General features: G+C 66.3%; 9 protein-coding genes. 7 read left to right on the forward strand and 2 right to left on the reverse strand.

Annotation, left to right across the window (positions count from 1 at the left end; all coding sequences use genetic code 11):
* Positions 1 to 76: 76 nt before the first annotated feature.
* The gene (locus GKS42_RS07155; RefSeq protein ID WP_154793211.1) at positions 77 to 2,893 is read right to left on the reverse strand and encodes a LamG domain-containing protein; all 2,817 of its coding nucleotides are present in this window, start codon (positions 2,891 to 2,893) and stop codon (positions 77 to 79) included.
* 376 nt (positions 2,894 to 3,269) lie between these two features.
* Between GKS42_RS07155 and GKS42_RS26765 the strand changes: the two genes are divergently transcribed.
* A complete protein-coding gene (locus GKS42_RS26765) occupies positions 3,270 to 9,479 on the forward strand; it encodes an RHS repeat-associated core domain-containing protein (protein WP_154793212.1) in 6,210 nt (2,069 codons plus the stop codon).
* Positions 9,473 to 10,204 carry a pentapeptide repeat-containing protein gene (locus GKS42_RS07165; protein WP_154793213.1) on the forward strand — a complete coding sequence of 244 codons (732 nt, stop codon included), beginning with the start codon at positions 9,473 to 9,475 and terminating at the stop codon, positions 10,202 to 10,204. The genes GKS42_RS26765 and GKS42_RS07165 overlap by 7 nt, the downstream gene beginning before the upstream one ends.
* A gap of 527 nt (positions 10,205 to 10,731) precedes the next feature.
* Here GKS42_RS07165 and mobF read toward each other — a convergent pair.
* A complete protein-coding gene (gene mobF, locus GKS42_RS07170) occupies positions 10,732 to 15,570 on the reverse strand; it encodes a MobF family relaxase (RefSeq protein WP_154793214.1) in 4,839 nt (1,612 codons plus the stop codon).
* A 275-nt stretch (positions 15,571 to 15,845) separates the two neighbouring features.
* On the opposite strand from mobF, the gene GKS42_RS07175 reads away from it, so the two are divergent.
* Genes GKS42_RS07175 through GKS42_RS07195 form a run of 5 tightly spaced genes read left to right on the forward strand, consistent with a single transcriptional unit; the run spans position 15,846 to position 18,724 of the window.
* Positions 15,846 to 16,205 (forward strand): hypothetical protein, encoded by a 360-nt coding sequence (locus tag GKS42_RS07175; protein ID WP_154793215.1) that lies wholly within the window; start codon positions 15,846 to 15,848, stop codon positions 16,203 to 16,205.
* A 17-nt stretch (positions 16,206 to 16,222) separates the two neighbouring features.
* Positions 16,223 to 16,378: a hypothetical protein gene (locus GKS42_RS07180; protein WP_154793216.1), complete on the forward strand. Its 156-nt coding sequence runs from the start codon at positions 16,223 to 16,225 to the stop codon at positions 16,376 to 16,378.
* On the forward strand, positions 16,371 to 17,411 hold the full coding sequence (locus tag GKS42_RS07185) for a hypothetical protein (protein WP_154793217.1): 1,041 nt from the start codon (positions 16,371 to 16,373) through the stop codon (positions 17,409 to 17,411). The genes GKS42_RS07180 and GKS42_RS07185 overlap by 8 nt, the downstream gene beginning before the upstream one ends.
* Positions 17,412 to 17,444: 33 nt before the next feature.
* A complete protein-coding gene (locus tag GKS42_RS07190; RefSeq protein ID WP_154793218.1) occupies positions 17,445 to 17,606 on the forward strand; it encodes a hypothetical protein in 162 nt (53 codons plus the stop codon).
* Positions 17,603 to 18,724, forward strand: coding sequence for a DUF4192 family protein (locus GKS42_RS07195; protein WP_154793219.1), 1,122 nt, complete (start codon positions 17,603 to 17,605; stop codon positions 18,722 to 18,724). Before GKS42_RS07190 ends, GKS42_RS07195 begins: the two co-directional genes overlap by 4 nt.
* Positions 18,725 to 19,391: the final 667 nt, after the last annotated feature.

Raw genomic sequence — 19,391 nt, forward strand, 5'->3', positions numbered from 1 at the left:
CTCGGCGGGTCGCGGTTCGATACCCGAAGGGCCGCGACGCAGTGTGGCGGGTTCGTGGTTAAAGCCGCGGGTGGGGTCAGACTCGCCAGCAGGCGTCGCGGATGGTGTTGATGGGCACGACGTTGTCAAGGATGCTGACGTGGTCTATGGCGCCATTCCAGTGGTTGGTGAAGGTGGTTGCTCCGTAGTCGAGGGACCTGCCGAGCTCGATGGGGCCGCCTGCCGCCCAGGTGATGGGGTTGATCAGTGGTGTAGTGCCTGCGAGTTGGGGTTGTGTGCCCGCTTCGGGGTAGCAGACGTAGAGGCTGAGTTGGTTGTTGACTGTGTCGACGATGGCGCTGAGGTGGACCCACTCGTCGGTGGTCGCGGGGATGCTGCTGGTGAGCCTGGTGTAGTTGCCGGACTCGACATCGGCTGACTTGACTTGCAGGAACCAGCACGGTTGAGCGACGGCACCGCAGGCGGCTGCTGGGAGTTGCCCGACCAGGAACGCCGACGTGGTTTGTCCGTTCTGGCTGATGGCGGTCTGCGGTGTCGTGGTCAGGCTGCTGAGGTTCACGAATGCCATGACCGTGTAGCTGCTGCCGGTGTTGGCTGCTGGTCCGACGGAGGTCGCGGAGTCGGTGGTGGAGTCGAAGTACAGGGCTCTGTCGGTGGTGATGCCGGCGACGTCGGCGAGCATCCCGTTGCCCCACGTCGTGGTGGCCGAGGTAGTGAGGTCGTTGGTTCCGGCGGCGTCTTGTCCGGTGGTGCCGGTGGCGTCGTCGAGACTCCAGTGGGCGGCTGTGCCGGGGAAGTGGACGCTGAACCGGTAGGTGGCGACCGGTCCGGTGTTGCCAGCCCGGTCGACGGCTTGGACGAGGATCCGATGGGAGCCGGGTGTCGTGGGCCGGACACTGATGGTGGTGCCGGTGGTCTGCTGATCCAGGGCGTCGGAGTTCCACGAGTACTTGTAATAGGCGATGTCGGCGGCGGCGTTGGCGATGTTGAAGGACCCTCGCAGGCCGACGCCTCCGGAGATTTGGTTCTCGGAGTAGGTCGCTTCGTCGGCGGTTGGGGTGAGGGTTGTTGGCCCTGGTGCGGTGGTGTCGATTCTGAACCAGCATTTGGTGACTGGCCCGAAGCGGCCGGTCGGGACGTCGATACCGCCCGCCTGCCATTCGTAGGTTTGACCGTCCGCGAGAACTCCCGCGGGTGGGGTGATGGAGAACTGGGTCCCGCTCGCTTGTGTCGCCACGGTCGGGTTCCAGGCCAGGGCGACCCCGTTGGTCATGCGGTAGATGTCGAGGTTGCCGGTGACGTTGCCGCCGTCGGGGTCGGCGACGTTCCATCGGAACTGGGGTGTGGTGGTGCGGATGTAGGTTGGGTTACCCGACGTGCAGGTGGTCGCGGGGGTGGTAGCCAGTGCGGTGCCGGTCGTGGGCATCCGGGAGTAGGTCACGCTGAGTTGGGCGTCGTGACGGTAACGCTGCCAGGAGGCAGCCATCGTGGTTTCGTTCGCGGTCCGCAGGCCCAGGGTGATCGTGGCCTGGTTGTTGGTGGCGGCGTACTGGGCGGCGGCGGTGGCGTTCCACTCGACCCAGCGGGGCAGGCCGGTGCAACCGGTCTTGTGGACCAGGTTCTGGGCCTGCAGTTGCTGCGACCAGGCCGGTTGGGTACCCCACGTGGTGCTGGCCGAGATGCCTCCGGTGCGCCAGAGTTGCACTCCGGTCGGGGTGCAGGACCAGGAGTGCTGGCCGTAGACCTTGAAGGTCGCGGAGATGATGTCGGCGCTGTCGGCAGCGGCGATGCTGGACAGGCCACCGAATCCGAAGAGCATGCGGTAGATGCCGTTGTTGGTGCAGCCGGTGGAGCAGTAGCCCAGGCCCTGGTCGCCGCTCCAGTTGTAGTAGTAGTTGTCGCTCGGGAAGCCCGAACGAACGATGGTGCGTCCGGACTGGCTGCCGGAGACGGTGGGGTCGATGTAGACGGGCCAGATGGTGTCGGGGTTGGCGAGCATGGCCTGGTCGGGTTCGATCGTCACGGTCTGGTCGGCCACAGTGGTGGGCATCTGAACGACGTTGTCACCCTCGGCGGGCTCCAACATGGGGGGTGACTGCTGCGCGGAGTCGTTGCCGCCCAGGCTCGCGATCCCGGCCATCTCGGCGGCGTCATGACCGGGCGCGGTCGAGGCGGAGTCCCACATCAGCGGTGTGGGCGAGACGAAGATGTCCTGGCCGGTGGAGTCTTGGGCGGCGAATCCTCCGGCTTGCTCCACGACGGTCAGGTCGCCGGTGGTGTCCACACCGAACTGCAGTTGTGCCAGTTCGGGGTTCTCGGCGGCCTCGGGGGTGTGGACACGTAGGACCTCGGAGTAGCCGGTGCCGTCGGGGTGGACCTGCAGGACCAGGTCGACGTCTGGGAGGACGTCGGGGTAGGTGATCGTGGCGCCTTCGATGGTCGGGGTGGTCAGCGGCAGCGGGGCATCCATGGTCAGGGTCTGCTCGCCGGTGCTGATGACGGCCAGTGGTTGTCCGGGTGTGCCGTTCGAGAACGTCATCTGGTGCACCGGTGCGAGCACGCTGATGCCGGTTCCGGTGTCGGTCAGCGTGGTGTCGATGGTTTCCCAGGTTCCGTTGATGTCGGTCCGGAGGGCGCTGATCGATGTGTCCAGTCGGAAGGTCCCCTCAGGGGTGGCGTAGACGGTGTCCCATGGGCTTCGTTCGGTGAGCACCTCGACGTCGGCCTGGCACTGGGCGGCCTGTGCGGCGGCGTCGTCGGCGGTCTGCGCTGGCGAGCAGTCGCCAGCGGGGTCGGGGGTGGGGTCGGCGCTGGCCGGCCCAGCGAGAACGCTTGCAGCGAGAAGTGTTGCGGCGGCGAGGATCCCCGTGGCGCGGATTCGTGTAGGCCGCATTCGTTCCCCCTGTGTAGGTGATGTCAAGCTCGTGGGGTTCGTCGTCGAACCCCGGATGGCCGTGAGCGTAGAGGCCCGGGTGCCGTTGGCGCAATCACCATTTCTGGGAGTCCTCAGAGCGTCTCCTGGATGTTCGGTTCATGTTGTCTGGAAGTTCTATGCACGGGGCCTGGGAGTGCGCTAGCGTCAGCGATCACTCGATGGCGAGTGGCTTCTCCAACGGCTGACGTTCGGTCCGATCGCACCTGATCTGTCCCTGCGTAAGGACCGGTTGTTGGTGCGGTCACGAACGTCCACGGGATTGGATTCTGGCTGGCACGAGTCGGGCGGGGGCAGCATGTCAGTTCGAGCACGGGGACGTGTGGGGATAGTCGCGGTGCTTGCCGTGGCGCTGGTGGTCGTGGGCAGTTCAGACCCTGCGCAGGCCGACCCTGACGAGATCAGCGATGCCGAGCGCGCCTCGTGGACCGACGAGCAGCGGCGCGAATACGGCGAGGAACTCTGGGCCGATCCCGAAGTCGAGGACCTCGTGCCCTCCGAGGTCAGTGTCGGTGACGAACCCACGGTCGACTGGCAGCCACCGGCCCCCGAGCTCGCGACGGAGCTGCCCGACGGCGCCGAGACCAGCGTTGAGGTGACCAGCGCCGGCGCTGGCGCCGTGGACGCCGGACCGGTCACGCTCGATCTCGGTGAGAACGCCGAGAGCCTTGCCGCCACCGACGATGCGCAGGTCAGCGTGAGGGTCGCTGACGCCGAGCAGACGCAAGCTGCCGGCGTCGAGGGTGTCCTGCTCGAGGTCGATCCCTCGGCCGACCTCTCCGAACCGGTCCAGGTCAGCATCGACTACTCCGACTACGCCGACGCCTACGGCGGCGACTGGGCGAACCGCCTGACCCTGGTCGCGCTGCCCGATTGTGAACTGTCCGGGGCGAGCGACTGCGCGGCCGGTGAGCCGCTGGAGTCGACCAACGACACGAGCAGCCAGGTCGTCACCGCCACCGTGCCCGCGGAGGCGGTCGGGACGATGGCGCTGATGGCCGCCACCAGCGGGTCCACGGGAAACTGGGCGGCAACCCCGCTGTCGCCCTCGGCGTCGTGGGAGGTGTCGGCACGCACCGGTGCCTTCACCTGGTCCTACCCCTTCCGGGTGCCGCCCGCCGGCTCCAACCCGACACCAGACCTCAGTCTTGGGTACTCCGCGGGCTCGGTCGACGGGCGCGTTGCCTCGACGAATAACCAGACCTCATGGGTCGGTGAGGGCTGGGAGTCCTCCAGCGGGTTCGTCGAGCGCAGCTACGTGCCCTGCGCCACCGACACCAGCGGAACCCCCAACAACGCCTCCCACCCCACCGGTGACCTGTGCTGGGGCGGCCAGAACGCCACCCTGCAACTGGACGGGCAAGCCTTCGAACTGATCCTGGACGCCGCGACCAACACCTGGCGGCCGAGTCAGGACAACGGCATGAAGATCGAGCGCCTGACCGGAGCCTGGAACAACGGCCAGAGCGGCGAGTACTGGCGAGTCACCTCAACCGACGGCACCCAGTACTACTTCGGCCGCGACAGGCGCTCCGCCACCGACACCCTCGCACTGAACTCGGCGTGGACGGTCCCGGTCTTCGGTAACCACCCGGGCGAACCCTGCTACAACTCTTCCTACGCGGCATCGTCGTGCAACCAGGTCTGGCGTTGGAACCTCGACTACGTCGTCGACACCTCCGGCAATACGATGACCCAGGTCTATGTCGCCGAGACCAACAACTACGGTCTGAACAACAACGCCAGCGTCGCGTCCTACGTTCGTGGTGGCTACCTGAGCCGTGTCGACTACGCCCAACGCCAAGGCAGCGAGACCGCCAACGCACCCGCGCGGGTGAACTTCACCGTCGCGGAGCGGTGCCTGCCATCCGGGGCGATCACCTGCACCCCGGCCCAGCTGACCGCGGCGAATGCCTCGCACTGGCCCGATGTTCCGTTCGACCTGATCTGCACCTCGGCCAGTTCCTGCGCGAACGTGACCTCGCCGGCCTTCTTCACCCGTAAGCGCCTGACCACCGTCACCACGACGGTGTGGACAGGGTCGGTCTACCGCAACGTCGACCAATGGACCCTCACGCACACCTTCCCCGACCCGGGCGACGGCACCTCCAAGCAACTGTGGTTGGCTTCCGTCCAGCACACCGGCCTGGCCGGTTCGACGCCGGTAGTGATGCCCGCGGTCACTTTCGCCGGAGTGCAGATGCCCAACCGGGTCGACGCGATCGGCGACCTAGGCCCGCCCATGATCCGCTACCGGATCTCCTCCATCACTACCGAGTCCGGAGGTGTCACCAGCGTCAACTACAGCACTCCCGACTGCACCAGCGCCAGCCTGCCCGCCAGCCCGCACACCAACACTCGCCGCTGCCTACCGGTCTACTGGGACCCTGAGGGTCCGATCGGGATGACGCTGGAGTACTTCCACAAGTACCTCGTCACCAGCACCGTCGACAGTCCCGGCGACGTCGAGTCCGAACCGATCGTCACCAACTACGCCTACATCGGCACCGCAGCCTGGCACTACACCGACAACGACCTGATCCCACCCAACAGGCGCACCTGGTCAGACTTCCGCGGCTACGGCAACGTTGAGGTCAACGTCGGCAACTCGGTCGTCAGCAAACTGCGGACCGTCTACACCTTCTTCCGCGGCATGAACGGTGACCGCGCCACACCCACCGGCGGCACCCGCACTGTCGTGGTCGACGGCGTCACCGACCATCCCGAGTTCGCAGGCATGATCCGCACCGAGACCACCTACAACGGCTCCACGATGGTGTCGAGCACCACTAACACCCCGTGGCGGTCCACGCCAACGGCAACTAACACCGCAGGACGAACCGCTCACTACGCCGCGATCGCCACAGTGGAATCCCGAATCGCCGCCCCAGCCCTGGCTGGTGGGCAACGCACCACCAGGACCGTCACGACCTACGACGGCTATGGCATGCCCTCCCAGGTCGAGGACCAGGGGGACCTCGCCATCACCGGTGACGAGCACTGCACCCGTTATGAGTACGCCCGTAACACTGGTGACAACATCATCTCCACAACCCGACGTGTGGAGACGGTCACCGTCAGCTGCGCTGCCACCCCGGCACGGCCGACACAGGTCGTCAGAGACGTCCGAACCAGTTACGACGGACTCGCCTACGGCGCCGCACCCACCGACGGGCTGACCACCAGGGAAGAGCGACTGGCCGGCTACTCCGGAGCCACACCGACCTACCAGACCGTCAGCACAGCGACCTACGACGCCTCTGGGCGCATCCTTACCATCAGCGACACCTTGGGCAGGACCACAACCACGGCCTACACCCCAGCACTAGGTGGGCTGGTCGCTTCCATGATCGTCACCAGCCCTGATCCCGACGCGGCGGGCCCGCTCACCGCGCACATCACCACCACAGCCTTCGATGTCGCCTGGGGCGCGCAACGCTCGGTCACCGACCCCAACGGAAAGGTCAGCTCCGGCGCCTACGACGCCATTGGCCGCCTTACCGGCGTCTGGCAACCGGGCCGGGTCCAGGGCACCCACACCGCGAACACGACCTACGCCTACACCGTCTCGCGGACGGGTACCAACACCGTCACCACCAGATCCCTGATCCACGACGGCACCTATCTGACGTCCGTCACGCTCTATGACGGGTTGTCGCGTGAACGGCAGGTCCAGTCACCGACCGCGGACAGGGAAACTGCGGGGCGGATCGTGACCGACACCGTCTATGACTCCCGGGGACTGGTCACTTACGCCAATCGTCCCTGGTACACCACCGGCAACCCCGCCACCACCGTTGTCGTCCCGGCTGCTGCGGTGCCGCTGCGGACCGTCTACACCTACGACGGTGCCGGACGAACCACCAACACCATCACCCAGGTCAACGAGAGCGAGGTCTGGCGCACCACCACCAGTTACGGCGGCGACCGCGTCACCACCACCCCACCCGCCGGCGGCATCCCCAGCACCGAGATCTACGACGCCCACGGCCGCACCATCGAGTTACGCCAATACCAAGGCCCCGCCGCGATCGGCGCCTACAACGCCGTCACCTATAGCTATGACGCAGCCGGTCAACGCACCTCGATGACCGACCCCGTAGGCAACACCTGGAGCTCGGTCTACGACCTACAGGGTCGTCTCGTGTCTCAGACCGACCCCGACGCCGGCACAACGACGTTCACCTACGATGCCGCTGACCAGCGCGTGACCTCGACCGACGCCCGTGATGTCACGCTGCACACGACCTATGACAACGCGGGCCGGCGCACCCAACTCCGTGAGGACAACGCCACCGGCACCCTGCTGGCCTCATGGGCCTGGGACACCCTTGCCGAGGGGCAACTAACCTCCTCCACCAGGTACGACAACGGCAACGCTTACACCACCGCCGTCACCGCCTACGACAACGGCTACCGGCCACTGGGCCAGACCGTCACGATCCCCGCGGCCGAGGGCGCGCTGGCAGGGACCTACACCTACACCAACACCTACACCATCGACGGCCAGCTCAGTACGATGCGGTACCCCGCCGCAGGCGGACTCGGCGCGGAAACACTGTCCACGTTCTACGACAACCGGGGCATGCCCGAATGGATGGGCGGCGGCGCCGGCTGGGGCGTCTACGTCTCCGGCACCAGGTACTCCGTCTACGGCGAACCACTGATCGTCGACGTCGGCGCCAGCTACGCCAACCTCATCAACTACTCCTACGACCACGGCACCCGCAGGCCCGACCAGATGTGGTTGCAACGCGAAGGCGCCACCAGTTACGACATCGACATCACCTACGACTTCGACAACGCCGGCAACCTCCTCGCCATCGACGACGACGCCGTCGACGACACCCAGTGCTTCACCTACACCCAAGCCCGCCTCGCCCAGGCCTGGACACCCGCCAGCGGCGACTGCGCCACCACCCGAACTGCCGGCACGTTGGGCGGCCCAGCGCCGTACTGGCACACCTACGGCCATGACGCCGCGGGCAACCGCACCAGCCTCGTCGACCACACACCCACGGGCGACATCACCACCAGCTATGCCCGCCCCGCCGCCGGCCTCGAACAGGCCCACACCCTCACATCCACGAGCACCACCGGCGGCGCCAGCACCAACTACACCTACGACGACGCCGGCAACACCCTCACCCGCACAACCGGCGCCACGACCCAGACCCTGACCTGGGACCCCGAAGGCCGGCTCGACACCCTCACCGACGGCGCCAGCACCGACGAGTACCTCTACACCGCCGACGGCGACCGACTCATCCGTCACCAAGGCACCACCACGACCCTCTACCTGCCCGGCGGGCAAGAGCTCAATCTCACCGGCACCACCGTCACCGGCTCACGGTTCTACACCTTCAACGGCCAACTCGTCGCCACCCGCACCAGCCCCGGCTCAGCCAGCCTCACCAGCTACGTCACCGACCTCCAAGGCACACCCATCCTCGGGATCGCCAACACCGGCAACCTCCCCACCCGCCGCTACCACGACCCCTACGGCAACCCCCGCGGCACCACACCCGTCTGGACCAGCGACCACGGCTTCCTCAACAAGCCCACCGACGCCAGCGGACTGACGAGCATCGGCGCCCGCTACTACGACCCCGGCATCGGCCAATTCATCAGCCCCGACCCCATCCTCGACACCAAGTGGCCACAGCAGTTCCACCCCTACAGCTACGCCGCCGGCAGCCCAGCGACCCTCTCCGACCCGTCCGGAACGTATCCAGGCACCAGGATGCTCCACGACGGCGGCGGAAAGCCGAAACCCATCGCAAAACTGGCGACGAGAAACTGGGACCGACTAGCCAACTTCGCGGGCGCGGTGGTCGCAAACGCCGTACCCGGCATCGGAGGATTCCTGGGGTCAATTGTGGCAGAGACCACCAGAGCGGCGCCCGGCATCCTCCAGGGCCTAGGACACCTCGCCGTCAACTGGTCAGCGACTCAGCGGGGGATGCCACCGATCTACCCGGCCCCCGACCTCTCCAAACTACACCTGGCACTCGACATCGGCGGCTTCGCTCCAGGAGCAGGCGAACCATTGGACGCTGCGAACGCCCTGATATACGTCATGGAAGGCGACTACGGGAACGCGGCTGTTTCGGGCATAGCCACCGCGCCAGTGATCGGAAGCGCCGGCACCCTGGCACGCGTCTTGGCGCGGACCCCGGACACCCTAGTTGTGCCAGCCCTCGGGAGACCAGTACAGCAATACATCCAGCAGACAGCCCAGGCTGTTAGTAGCCAGGGTCGGCCCGCGCTAGTTGCGCGCTTCAGTGAAGGCCAAGCGGAGGCGGTCGACATTCATCCCTGGCTCAATGCTCCCATGATGGGTAACGTCGTCCATAGGACGACGGCGCAGACGATCCAAGACGCGCACCCCAACCTCTTTACATACCATACCGTGGGCCCAGATTTCACCTTCATCCCGACCGGGCAGCGTTATGAGCTCACGACTATTGGGAGCGTGCTGGAACACAACCGCAGGCCGGGCTATGATAACGTGACATATTGTGTCTACACGTTGCCAGGGTGCTGAGAAAGATGACAAGCGGAGGGCTTGAGCCTGGAATCAAGGATGACAGTCTATACGTAGATGGTCAGCAACTGGCCAATCTGGATCTGAGTGGCAGAGTCTTCAAGCATTTTGTCGTGGTTGGTTCACGATTTGAGAATTGCACTTTTGATCGGACGTTCATTTCGCACGCGAATCTCGGCGCGGGCGACCCCCCATCTGAGTTTGTAGACTGTTCATTTGACAATGCCCGGCTGCGCCACATCTGGACGGGCAACACACGTTTCGTGAGGTGCGCGTTCACGAATGTTTCGATAGTCGACCTGGATGCCTCTTCCATGGAATTCATCGAGTGCGTGTTCACTGGTCGAATTCAGAAGGCGCTCTTCTGGGGAGTGCCACCAACGGAATTTCGGCCGTATCTAAGGAGTACGAATCAATTCTGGGGTAACGATTTCTCTGGTGCGCAACTGAGCGATGTCTCGTTCCGAGGAGGAATAGACCTGCGTCGTCAGAGTCTACCTTCAGGACGAGACTACATTTATATCGCGGACGCTGCTGCTGGCGTTGCGCGAGCCCGCGAGGTGCTCCGAACTTGGAACGACTCGCATGAGATTGGGATTGCGGAGCGCACGCTACAGCGATTGCAGGCGCAGGTCGATCACGGTCAAGAACAGTTCTTCTTCTGCATTGCAGGGCAGTCGGGAGGGCAGCGCCTCGCGCGGCTGTTCGGAGTCAATTTGACTTGAGTGTCGGGTTTGATACTTGTACCCCGATCCATGGTCGGGAGCGTTCCTTGGCCATGAGGTTGACATTGGTTGGTCCAGGGCCGCCGCGCTGGGCGGGAAGCCAGAACCGGAGAACGGACGTACCGTGCTTCGGGCTTCTAGAGCTCCGTCGGCCTACCCTCACTCCGGAACCGTGCCGCTCCATCGAGACGACGCGTCTCGGTGGCTTGGTCGACGGCCGGGACCGAGGCCAGCCTCTGCCCGGATCGCGCGGTCGCCGTGTAAGTCGTGTTCCGAGCCGGAGGCGGTGAGAGGTCCCATCGCAGGTTTCCGGGCGGCGCACCCTGCCGGACCGAACAGGGATCGTGGCTACATGATCATTCAGCTGGTAGTCGACCTGGATGGGAAGGCTGTGCACTCCCCGAGTGTGAGTGTGCCTGAGCACTCACGATTTTGCATCCAAGTCCAACTCCACTGGGGAGGGAGGGGGCTCCTCGGCCGGTGAACGTGGCGGTGAAGCGTGGTTGGTAGCCTCCGGTGTTGTTGGCTTAACTGAGGCCCGGGCCGTCTATCGGCTCAGCGAACATCCATTCGTGTACGTGCTGATTGGGGCGGGTGATCTCGCCGCATGTTGGGCGCGCTTCTCCGCGGCGGAGGTGGTTGAGGGTGTGCAACATCTGTTCGCTGCGGCCGTGTTGCTCCTCGCGAACCAGCTGATGGGTGCGCTCGGAGTCGGGCTTGTTGCGTGGGTCCACGCCGAGGGCGAGCAGTGCCTGCGCGGCCTGGGCGCGCGCATGTGATTGCATCCCGTTGGCGGACGCGGTGCCGAGCGGGTGGCGTCCGGTGATTTCGTAGCGGTCGCGGTAGGCCACGATGGCCCGCACGGCCCGGTCCCACCGGCCGCGCAGCGGGTCCTCGGGCTCCGGTGCCTCTGGCAGATCAGCGGCCCAGGACGGTGTGTGGTGCGCGACTCGATCGACAAGGGCATCCAGGCGTTCAATGACCTGCTCAGCCCGGTGTCCTAACCACGCTGCGATCGCGGGGTTCTCAACTTGAACCGCGGGTGCGGGTGTTTGGGCGCGGTGGTTTGCGCGGGCTTGCTGTAGTTCGGCCCAGATCGTCTCGCGGGCAAGTGTGTGTTCGACCCACAGCCCGTAAGGGGAGCTCACCTGCCGAGCGAGGTGTTCGCCGGCCTGCATGAACGCCTGCTCGTCCGGGAGTCGGGCGACTATCGCGCCTGCTGCGCGCACAACTGCGAGGCGTTGCTCAGCGAACTCGTGCGGTGAGGCTTGGACCAGTCGATCGAGGAGGTCCTCGGTGGTGGGTTGTGCGGCGAGGAGGCCGTACCGCAGGTTGTCTATGTGGCCGTCCTGTAGCAGGGAGGCGGGGTCAGCGCCCGCTGGCAGGATTGCATTGCGGGCCAGGGCGGCCTCGTCATCGGTGAGTAGCGACCACGCGCGGGCGGTCGCCTGCTGGCCTGCGGGGTCGGCGTCGAAGGCGAAGATCGGTGCCATGGTGCCCTGGCACATCGCGCGGACCTGTTGCAGGTGCTCACGGGTGAGTGCCGTCCCGCAACTTGCCAATGGCACGAGCATGGGGTCGTCGACGCGGCGGAGGGCTTCGAGGTCGAATGCGCCCTCAACGAACACCGGCCGGGCGCCGGCGCGAAGTCGCGCCCTGGCGTCGGCATCCAGGCCGAGGACTGTCTCGGCCTTGGTGTAGGCAGGTGTGGCGGGCGGGTTGAGCCACTTAGGTGTGTGGCCGGAGGTGGTGGCTGGGTTGGTGCGTGCGGTGAACGCGATGATCGCGCCATTGCCATCGTGCACGGGGATGATCACACGGTCCCGGAACCGGTCGATGAGGCGACCGGTGCGGGTCCGGGAGGCGAGTCCGGCGGTGAGCATGGCCTCGTCGCTGACTCCCTCGCCGTGCAGATAGTCGACCAGCCCGGTCCAGCTCGCGGGCGCGACGCCATGTTCCGGTGCTGGGCTGAACCCGCGGTCCTGGAGGTACTGGGCGGCCCACGGCGAATCGAGGACCTGTCGCTGCCACCATTCGAACGCGGTGGCGTTGAGGTCGACGACCTGCTGCCATCGGTCATTCTTGGGCGGGTCGGTGCCGATCGCTGCCTTGGTCGGGCCGACGGTAGTGGGGTGCTGCGGGGGTGGGGTGACCCATGAGGGTAGGCCTGGCTCGTGGTCGGCGGGCGCGGCGACCGGCTCGCCGATGCGCCAGTGCAGCAGTGTGGCTGGTGAGCGGGTGTCGTGCAGGTCTTCGGCGTGCCTGTGCAGGAGTCGGTCGAGGTCGGCGCCGGTTCGTTGGTGGCGGACCAGCAGTGCGGCGAGGTTGGGCCACGATTGGTCTTCCAGGATGGGGTTGGCCAGGTCCGGCCCGAGCGTGGCTCGGACGGTGTCCGCGGTGCGCTCGAGTGCTTTGGGGTCGAGCAGGTGGGCGTAGGCGTCCTCGTACGCGGGGATCAGGCGTGCGAGCGACCCGGCTCGCTCGGCCTCGTCGTACAGTGCTGCCAGTGCGCCTTCGCCCACCGTGGTTCGGGCGAGGACTCGTTCGAGTGCGGTGCGGGCTGCGATGTCCGGGCGGGCCGGGTGGTGGAGCGAGGCGTCGAGCAGTTCTTCGGTGACGACGTAGAGGTCGTTGCTTTGGCGTCCGCGGGTGATCGCGGTGTAGAGGTGTTCGCGGGTCAGGCTCGCGTCGACGAGGACGCGGGCGACGTCGACGGTCATGCCCTGGGCGCGGTGGATCGTGGAGGCGTACCCCAGCTGTATGTGTTCACGCACGTACCGGGCCGGAAGGCGGGTGGTGGTCTTGTGGACGCGGTGTCGGACCACTAGGGAGCCGTCACTGTGGCGGGCAGTGACGATCCACATGTCGCCGTTCTTGACGTAGTCGGTGTGGCCGTGGCGCAGTCGGCGTTCGTTGCGTCGGGTGACGACGACATCACCTACCCCGGCGATGGTTCCGTCGGCCAGGTCGACTCCTAACGTCTCTACTAGACCCTCGATGCTGCGGTGCAGGCGGCAGCGGGTGTTGAGGGAGGCGACGTCGTCGTTGTTCGCCGCGATCATGATCGCGTTGCGCCCCGCGGCGTGATCTTGGACCCAGGCTGCGTAGATCTCCTCCAGTGCGGACTCCCGGGATCCGGTGTGCACGCGGGCGTTGTCGATGTAGAAGTCGAGGCCTGCGGGGCGTCCGTCCCGGACGAGCAGGCCAGCCTCGTCTTCGCCCGGGACGCGGAACCGGTACACGTCGCGCAGTTCGGCGGCCCCGACTGTGTTGGCGATCATCCGCAGCGCACCGCCCGCGCCGACGGCATCCAGCTGGGACGGGTCACCCAGGAGCCGCACCGCAACTCCGGCCCGGGTAGCCAACTCGAGCACCGCCTGAAGCTCTAGCGTGCCGGCCATCGCCGCCTCGTCGATCACGATGACGGTGTCCTCATCGAGCAGCAACTCCGCGGGGATACTGCCGCGCATGTAGGTGTCGATGAGCTTGTGTATGGTCTCGGCGTGGGTGCCGAGTTCTTCGGCGAGGATCCCGGCCGCGACTGCCGAGGGCGCAAGGCCCAGCACGCGACCACCCGCGGCGGTGACCGCTGCCGCGAATGCGCGCATCGCCGTCGTCTTGCCGGTGCCGGCCGGTCCGATCCCAACTTCGATCCGGTTCGGGCCGCAGGCGAATCGGTGCGCGAGTTCGATCTGGGCGGCATCGAGGCGGACTTGGTTGTCGATCTGCACTTCCGCGACGGCACTCTGGAACACCTCGCCGGAGACGACGAAGCCACCCGGGGACGTGGCAGCGCGCAGCAGGTCCTCTTCGGCGTTGAGGACGTCCATTGAGGTGTATTTCTCGGCGCCGTGCACGGTGTAGATGGACTCGCCATCTGCCCTGGAGAGGTCGGGTGGCCGGTGTTCGTCTGTGTCGGGATTAGTCAGGTGCACCGAGGATGCGAGCACCTGGTCGACGACCTCGGCGGCTAGTTGTTCGGCGTCTCGCCCTTGTTCGACGAGGACGCTTCCACGGGCTCGCCGCAATGCCTCGGCATGAACGTGAAAGCGGGTCCAGGTGGCACGCCGATAACCCATCGCTGCCAGCACCGATGTTGCGATCTGCTCCACGGTCTCCGGTGAGCGAGGCGTCGACGGAGCGACGGGTGCCAGCGCTGCCTCGACCCGGTCCCGGACGGCCATTTCCGAGCCCAGGGCGCGGGTTGCCCGGGCGTGCCATTGCTGCACCCGTTCGGACAGTGGGATGCCGGTCTCCTTCTGCATCCGGGTGTCCAGCGTGGCCTGCTGGGCCATCTTGTATTGCACTGGCCGGGACGGCTCGTGGCCGTGCGCCGCCCGGTACCGCGCGACCAACTCCGCGTAGGACACGTTGATGGCTTGCCGCCGTTGGGAAAAGACCTTGCACAGGTCCTCACCAACGCCAACGATCTCGCGGACCGGTACCCGCCCACCCGGGCGGGTGGTCGGCTCGAACCGCACCCCGAGGCGGCTCACGAGCTCCTGCTCGATCAGCGTGTTGTAGCGCTCCGAAGCGGATACCGCCATTGAGAACAGCACCCGCCCATCCAGGCTTCGCCACTTCCCGTCCGAGCCTCGCACCTTCGTGGACACGGCAACGTGGGTGTGCAGGTTCGGGTCGCCCGACCGGGAGTCGAGATGGTCGAATGCGGCCGCGGTCAGCCCGTGGGTGTTGATCTGGCGCACCCCGCCGGCGCCGGCCCTTGTGAGGGCGCCCTCGGACTCGATCCACGCCAGCGTTCGGCGCCACGCCGCGTTGTGCGCTTCGGCGATCACCCGGCGGGTGTCGGAATCGGCCAGGGCCCACAGCACCGAGACCGACTTCGCCGGCGTGAACACCAGGTCATAGCCGGTTACCGCGTCCCGGTTCACACCAGCGCGCTGGGCCAGAAACCGGGCTACTTCAGCTTCGCTCGGCTCCTCCACATCGAGGTCTTGCCTGCGCATCTCCGTGGCGACCCCCCAACGGATGCGGTCTCGTTCCGCGCCAGCCCGTGGGGCTCGATCGTTCTCCATCGCGAAGGCCTCGAACGCTGTGTCCAATGCGGCGTGATACGCATCGGTGCGGTCCTGACGGAACTGCATAAAACGACGTCCCAGGCGCACCTTCTCGTCGTTCGGGTGCGTCCCGGCGCCAAACAGGTTGCGCATCTGTTCCGGCCCGACCTGACCACTCACCCGCAGCACGTCGGCACCCTTACCCACCCACCGTCCGGGCGGGTTCCCGTGAGCCAGGTAGTAGTCGCTCATCGACTCCCCATGCGGGCGCACCTCATCGCCGGTCGCAACCTGACGAAGCAGGTACTCGTAGCCGTTCCCAGCATGGAGCGGGTGGATCGTCATCATCGAGGGCTCCACGCGCACAAGTTCGAGCCTCGCCCGATCTTGATGTGCGGCTCGGGTGACCCGACCGTCAATACCAGCCCAGACCGACCGGCACTTGTAGTGCAAGAGGTGTGTGCGCCTTGGGCTCCTTGCCCGGGATTTGTGGTGAGGGTCCGTGGGCGAGTGCCTGGAGGGGGTAGGTCGGCTATCGATGGCGTGCCCGGCGGCGCGCCACTTGACGTGAGGGTGGTAGCGGATCGCAACAGCCGGTCAGGCAAGGGGAGGAGTTCGGACAGATGTCGGCGAACAGGTCGAAGGTGGCAGCGCGTGAGCGTGCTCGGCAGCGCCGGTTGGAACTTGATGCCGAGCGGGCACGACGGGATGAACAGATCGAACAGGCCGCCGCGGAGTTCTTCCAGGCGCAGGGTGCCCACCGCGAGGCCGCGGCCCGGATGGGCGCGGCCGCGGCCACGCTGGCCGCTCTAGGAGAGTCGTCGCAGCGCATCCAACTACTGCTCGAAGTCAGCGCCGCTGATCTGCGCCGCTTGCGGCAGATAAGTCGTGAGTCCGGCGCCAGCGACCCTCGTCCGCGACCAGAACGACCCGATACGCCAACCAACACACCCAAGAGACCCGAACACGGGCCTCGCACCTAGCCGAGGAGCGCCGCCAGTTGGACGCCGACACCGCAGAGATCGCCGTTGAGAGGGTGATCGCCGCCGTTCTCGACGGCGCACCAACACTCGGGCCCGAGATCGCCGCGTTCGATCTCTTGCACCTCGTCGACCTTGGACTTTGCATGCCGATGGAGGTCGACGACCGTGAGTGAATCCAGACCGACTGTGCACATCTCGACTGCGGGCGACATCCTGGCGATGATCCCCAGCCTCGTTGGTTACCAGCTGGACTCCCAGCACGTGGCGGTCCTGGGCATGATCGAGGATCGACTCATCAAATTCACCGCCGCGATCGATTGGGAAGACAATGACCCGGCCGACGTTGCCGCGGCCATAGGACGGGCCGCAACGACCTCCGGCACCGATCAACTAATCGTCGTCGGGTACGGGCCGCAGGGAGCCACGAGGGCACGCGCACTCGGTGCCGTGTCGGCGCAGGTGAATCCCGGCCTGTCTCACCACGAGATGCAGATCAACGAAGGTCAGTACGTGCTGCTCGACCACCCCCGGGCGAGATGGCGTCCCATGCCCGGGCCGCCGGCCGATCTTGCCGTGCTGGGCCGGCCCCCTGCGGCAGCCACCCGTGAGGAGATGCGCGCCCGCTACGCCCCACTGGATCAGCCGACCATCGACCCGCTGGCAGATGATCAAGCCGTCCGACTCGGCCGTCTCAGCCCGTCCCTGCGTGTCGACATCGCCCGCCGCAGTCTTGATCGCATCGCAGCCCGTGCATCCAAGCCGTTCGATGCTGCGCAGGTCGCACACTTGGTCCAGGACAGAGACGTCCGAGGCTCGATCATCGTTCACGCCTACACGAGCTCGGCCAGAACCGAGGCACTGGTCCAGGTGTACCGGGGCGCTCCAGTTCCCGACCGGCCCGTACTGGGCAGCGCGGCGGCGGCGGCCCTTTACCTGTCCGGTCGGCAGGCACAAGCTGACGCCGTCCTCGAACACGCGGGCGACGAGCGCCTCGCAGGCCTAATCACTGCGGCCATCCGTGCCGGCGTACCCCCAGACCGAGTCAGCGAGATCCTCGCAAAGACGGTCCCGGAAGGGCTCCGCAGCGCAGACGAACAGTGGACCCGGCAGACCGAGCCCACACGAAGGGCGCGGCAACGCCCGGAACATCCCGACCTTTCCACCATCCCGCCGCCGATACCGGACGTCGGCGGACCCGAGTTCTAGCCTGGAGCACACACACGCCGAGGAGACCCATTCATGTCAGAACCCACACAGGCAAGCGAATTCGAGGACGCTCTGCAACGACTCGTCGCCGCCGCCGACCCCAGCGACGCGGTGCCGCCAGGCACCTTCGTCGACTTCGAACCGGGGGAGTTCTGCGCCGACCCGTCCAGTTCGCCCGACGACCCACCGGCATGAGCGTGCCGGCGCTTCCGCCGCGCCAGAGGCTTGGTGCGGGTGACGTCGTTGCCGCACTGCCCTACTACGCCGGCTACCAGCCCACCCCAGGATGCATCGGGTACTTCATCGTCGCAGAGGCGGGTGAGTTGCGGCGAGTGGGGGTCCTGCCCCCCGCAGTCACAGCTCGTCTCGCCCCGAGGGCGGCGCGGACTGTCATCGAGCCAGCATTGCGCCAGGACTCCGATGGAGTCATCCTGCTCGTCTACGGCCAGCAAGCCTCAGCAACCGCGGATGCGCTCACCACAGCACTCATCAACCGTCTGCCATGGATTGCCAACACTGCCATCACCGTCGACCTCCAGCAGGATCGCTACCGCGTCGGAGGGTCGGGCCAGGCCATCTGGCGGGACACGCCACCGCCGCCGGTATGGGCCATCGCGACCGGGCAACCAGCACCTGCCGCGACTCTCGAGGAACTCGTCGAGCGCTACGTTCCGCTGAACGGGCCCGGCCAAGGCGTCAACGCGGCCAGAATCACGAGCGCTGACCGAAAGCGCCTCGACTCCATGAGCCCATCGGTGCGTCGCCTCGTGGCGCTTCGGACCATCGACGCGATGGCTGGCCGCGAAGGAGCCAGGGACCTCAGCGCCTCCCGGCTCGCGCACATCGCCCGCAGCGCCGTCGTGCGAGATTGCCTCCTCCAGGAGTCCTACAGCCGACCCGAGCGAGTCGAGGCGTTGGTGCAAGCCACCCGCATCGCCCACCCCGACGACGTCGACCCTCTCGTCGGCCTCACCGCGGCAGCGCTGTACGCCGCCGGACACCACGTCTCGGTCGTCTTCGAGATCGCGGAGCGGTCCCCCGGCGACAGCCTCAGCACGACGATTCGCACAGCGGCCCTGAACTCCATCCCACCAAACGAGATCCGATCGCTACTCGAAACTGACAAGTACAGGTCGCAACTGCGGCATGCGGATTCGCACTGGCTCGAACTCCACACCCGACCCGACGCTCCCAAGGTCCCCGATCGCCGGGACCAGGCACGAAAGAAGCTCCAACGGCCCGACACTCCCATGGATAGACCTCACGACCCGCCCCGACTACCACCGTCGAGCGTCGACGGGCCGACTCTATGAGAGAGGCGGACGCGAGGAACGCCTCTGCTCGGCGAAGTTCCCTGACGCGGCGGCTCCCAGTACACCGCGCTGCCATACTTCGAGTGCCCGTCAGTTGTCGGCGTGATCGGATCCATCGGGACCGTTGCCGATAATACGGCAACGCCCTCGCAGAGACGGTCGTGGGGCTCTATAAGACCGAGTGCGTCAAGATCGACGACCCATTCCGCGCCGTCGACGAACTCGCACTCGCCACGCTCATCTGGGCCCCTGAACCCGAGAGGCCGCTCCTTGGACACGATCACATTGACTGGCTCCGGCCGCGGGAGTGGACGAGCTCGAATGGCCGGTGCAGGGTTCCTACGAGTGGCTTGATGCGGGAGCGTTGGGGGCGAGAGTCAGGATCTCGCCGAGGGTGATGTAGGTCTGAAGGAAGACGAACCGTGCCTCATGGATGTCAACTGAGGCATGTACAGCCTGGGACGTGACGCCATAGAGGTTGGTGAGTTCCTGACGGAGCCGGTCGTAGCGCCGCCCAGTGATTCCTTGCTGGTGCAGGTACGCCCTACAGCGGTTGATTACATTGTTCGACTTCACATCGATGGGTGTTCCGTTGAGATCGTATGGATCGGCGCGCGCAGGAAACACATGGTCGGCGACGGTGTCGATGAGACGTCGACAGGTGGTC

The sequence above is a fragment of the Occultella kanbiaonis genome (assembly GCF_009708215.1).
In the GTDB taxonomy this organism is placed as follows: domain Bacteria; phylum Actinomycetota; class Actinomycetes; order Actinomycetales; family Beutenbergiaceae; genus Occultella; species Occultella kanbiaonis.

Coding starts and splice junctions, on each gene's coding strand:
- GKS42_RS07195 (WP_154793219.1), top strand. CDS start 17,603: ATGAGCGTGCCGGCGCTTCCGCCGCGCCAGAGGCTTGGTGCGGGTGAC.
- mobF (WP_154793214.1), bottom strand. CDS start 15,570: ATGATGACGATCCACCCGCTCCATGCTGGGAACGGCTACGAGTACCTG.
- GKS42_RS07155 (WP_154793211.1), bottom strand. CDS start 2,893: ATGCGGCCTACACGAATCCGCGCCACGGGGATCCTCGCCGCCGCAACA.
- GKS42_RS07175 (WP_154793215.1), top strand. CDS start 15,846: ATGTCGGCGAACAGGTCGAAGGTGGCAGCGCGTGAGCGTGCTCGGCAG.
- GKS42_RS07190 (WP_154793218.1), top strand. CDS start 17,445: ATGTCAGAACCCACACAGGCAAGCGAATTCGAGGACGCTCTGCAACGA.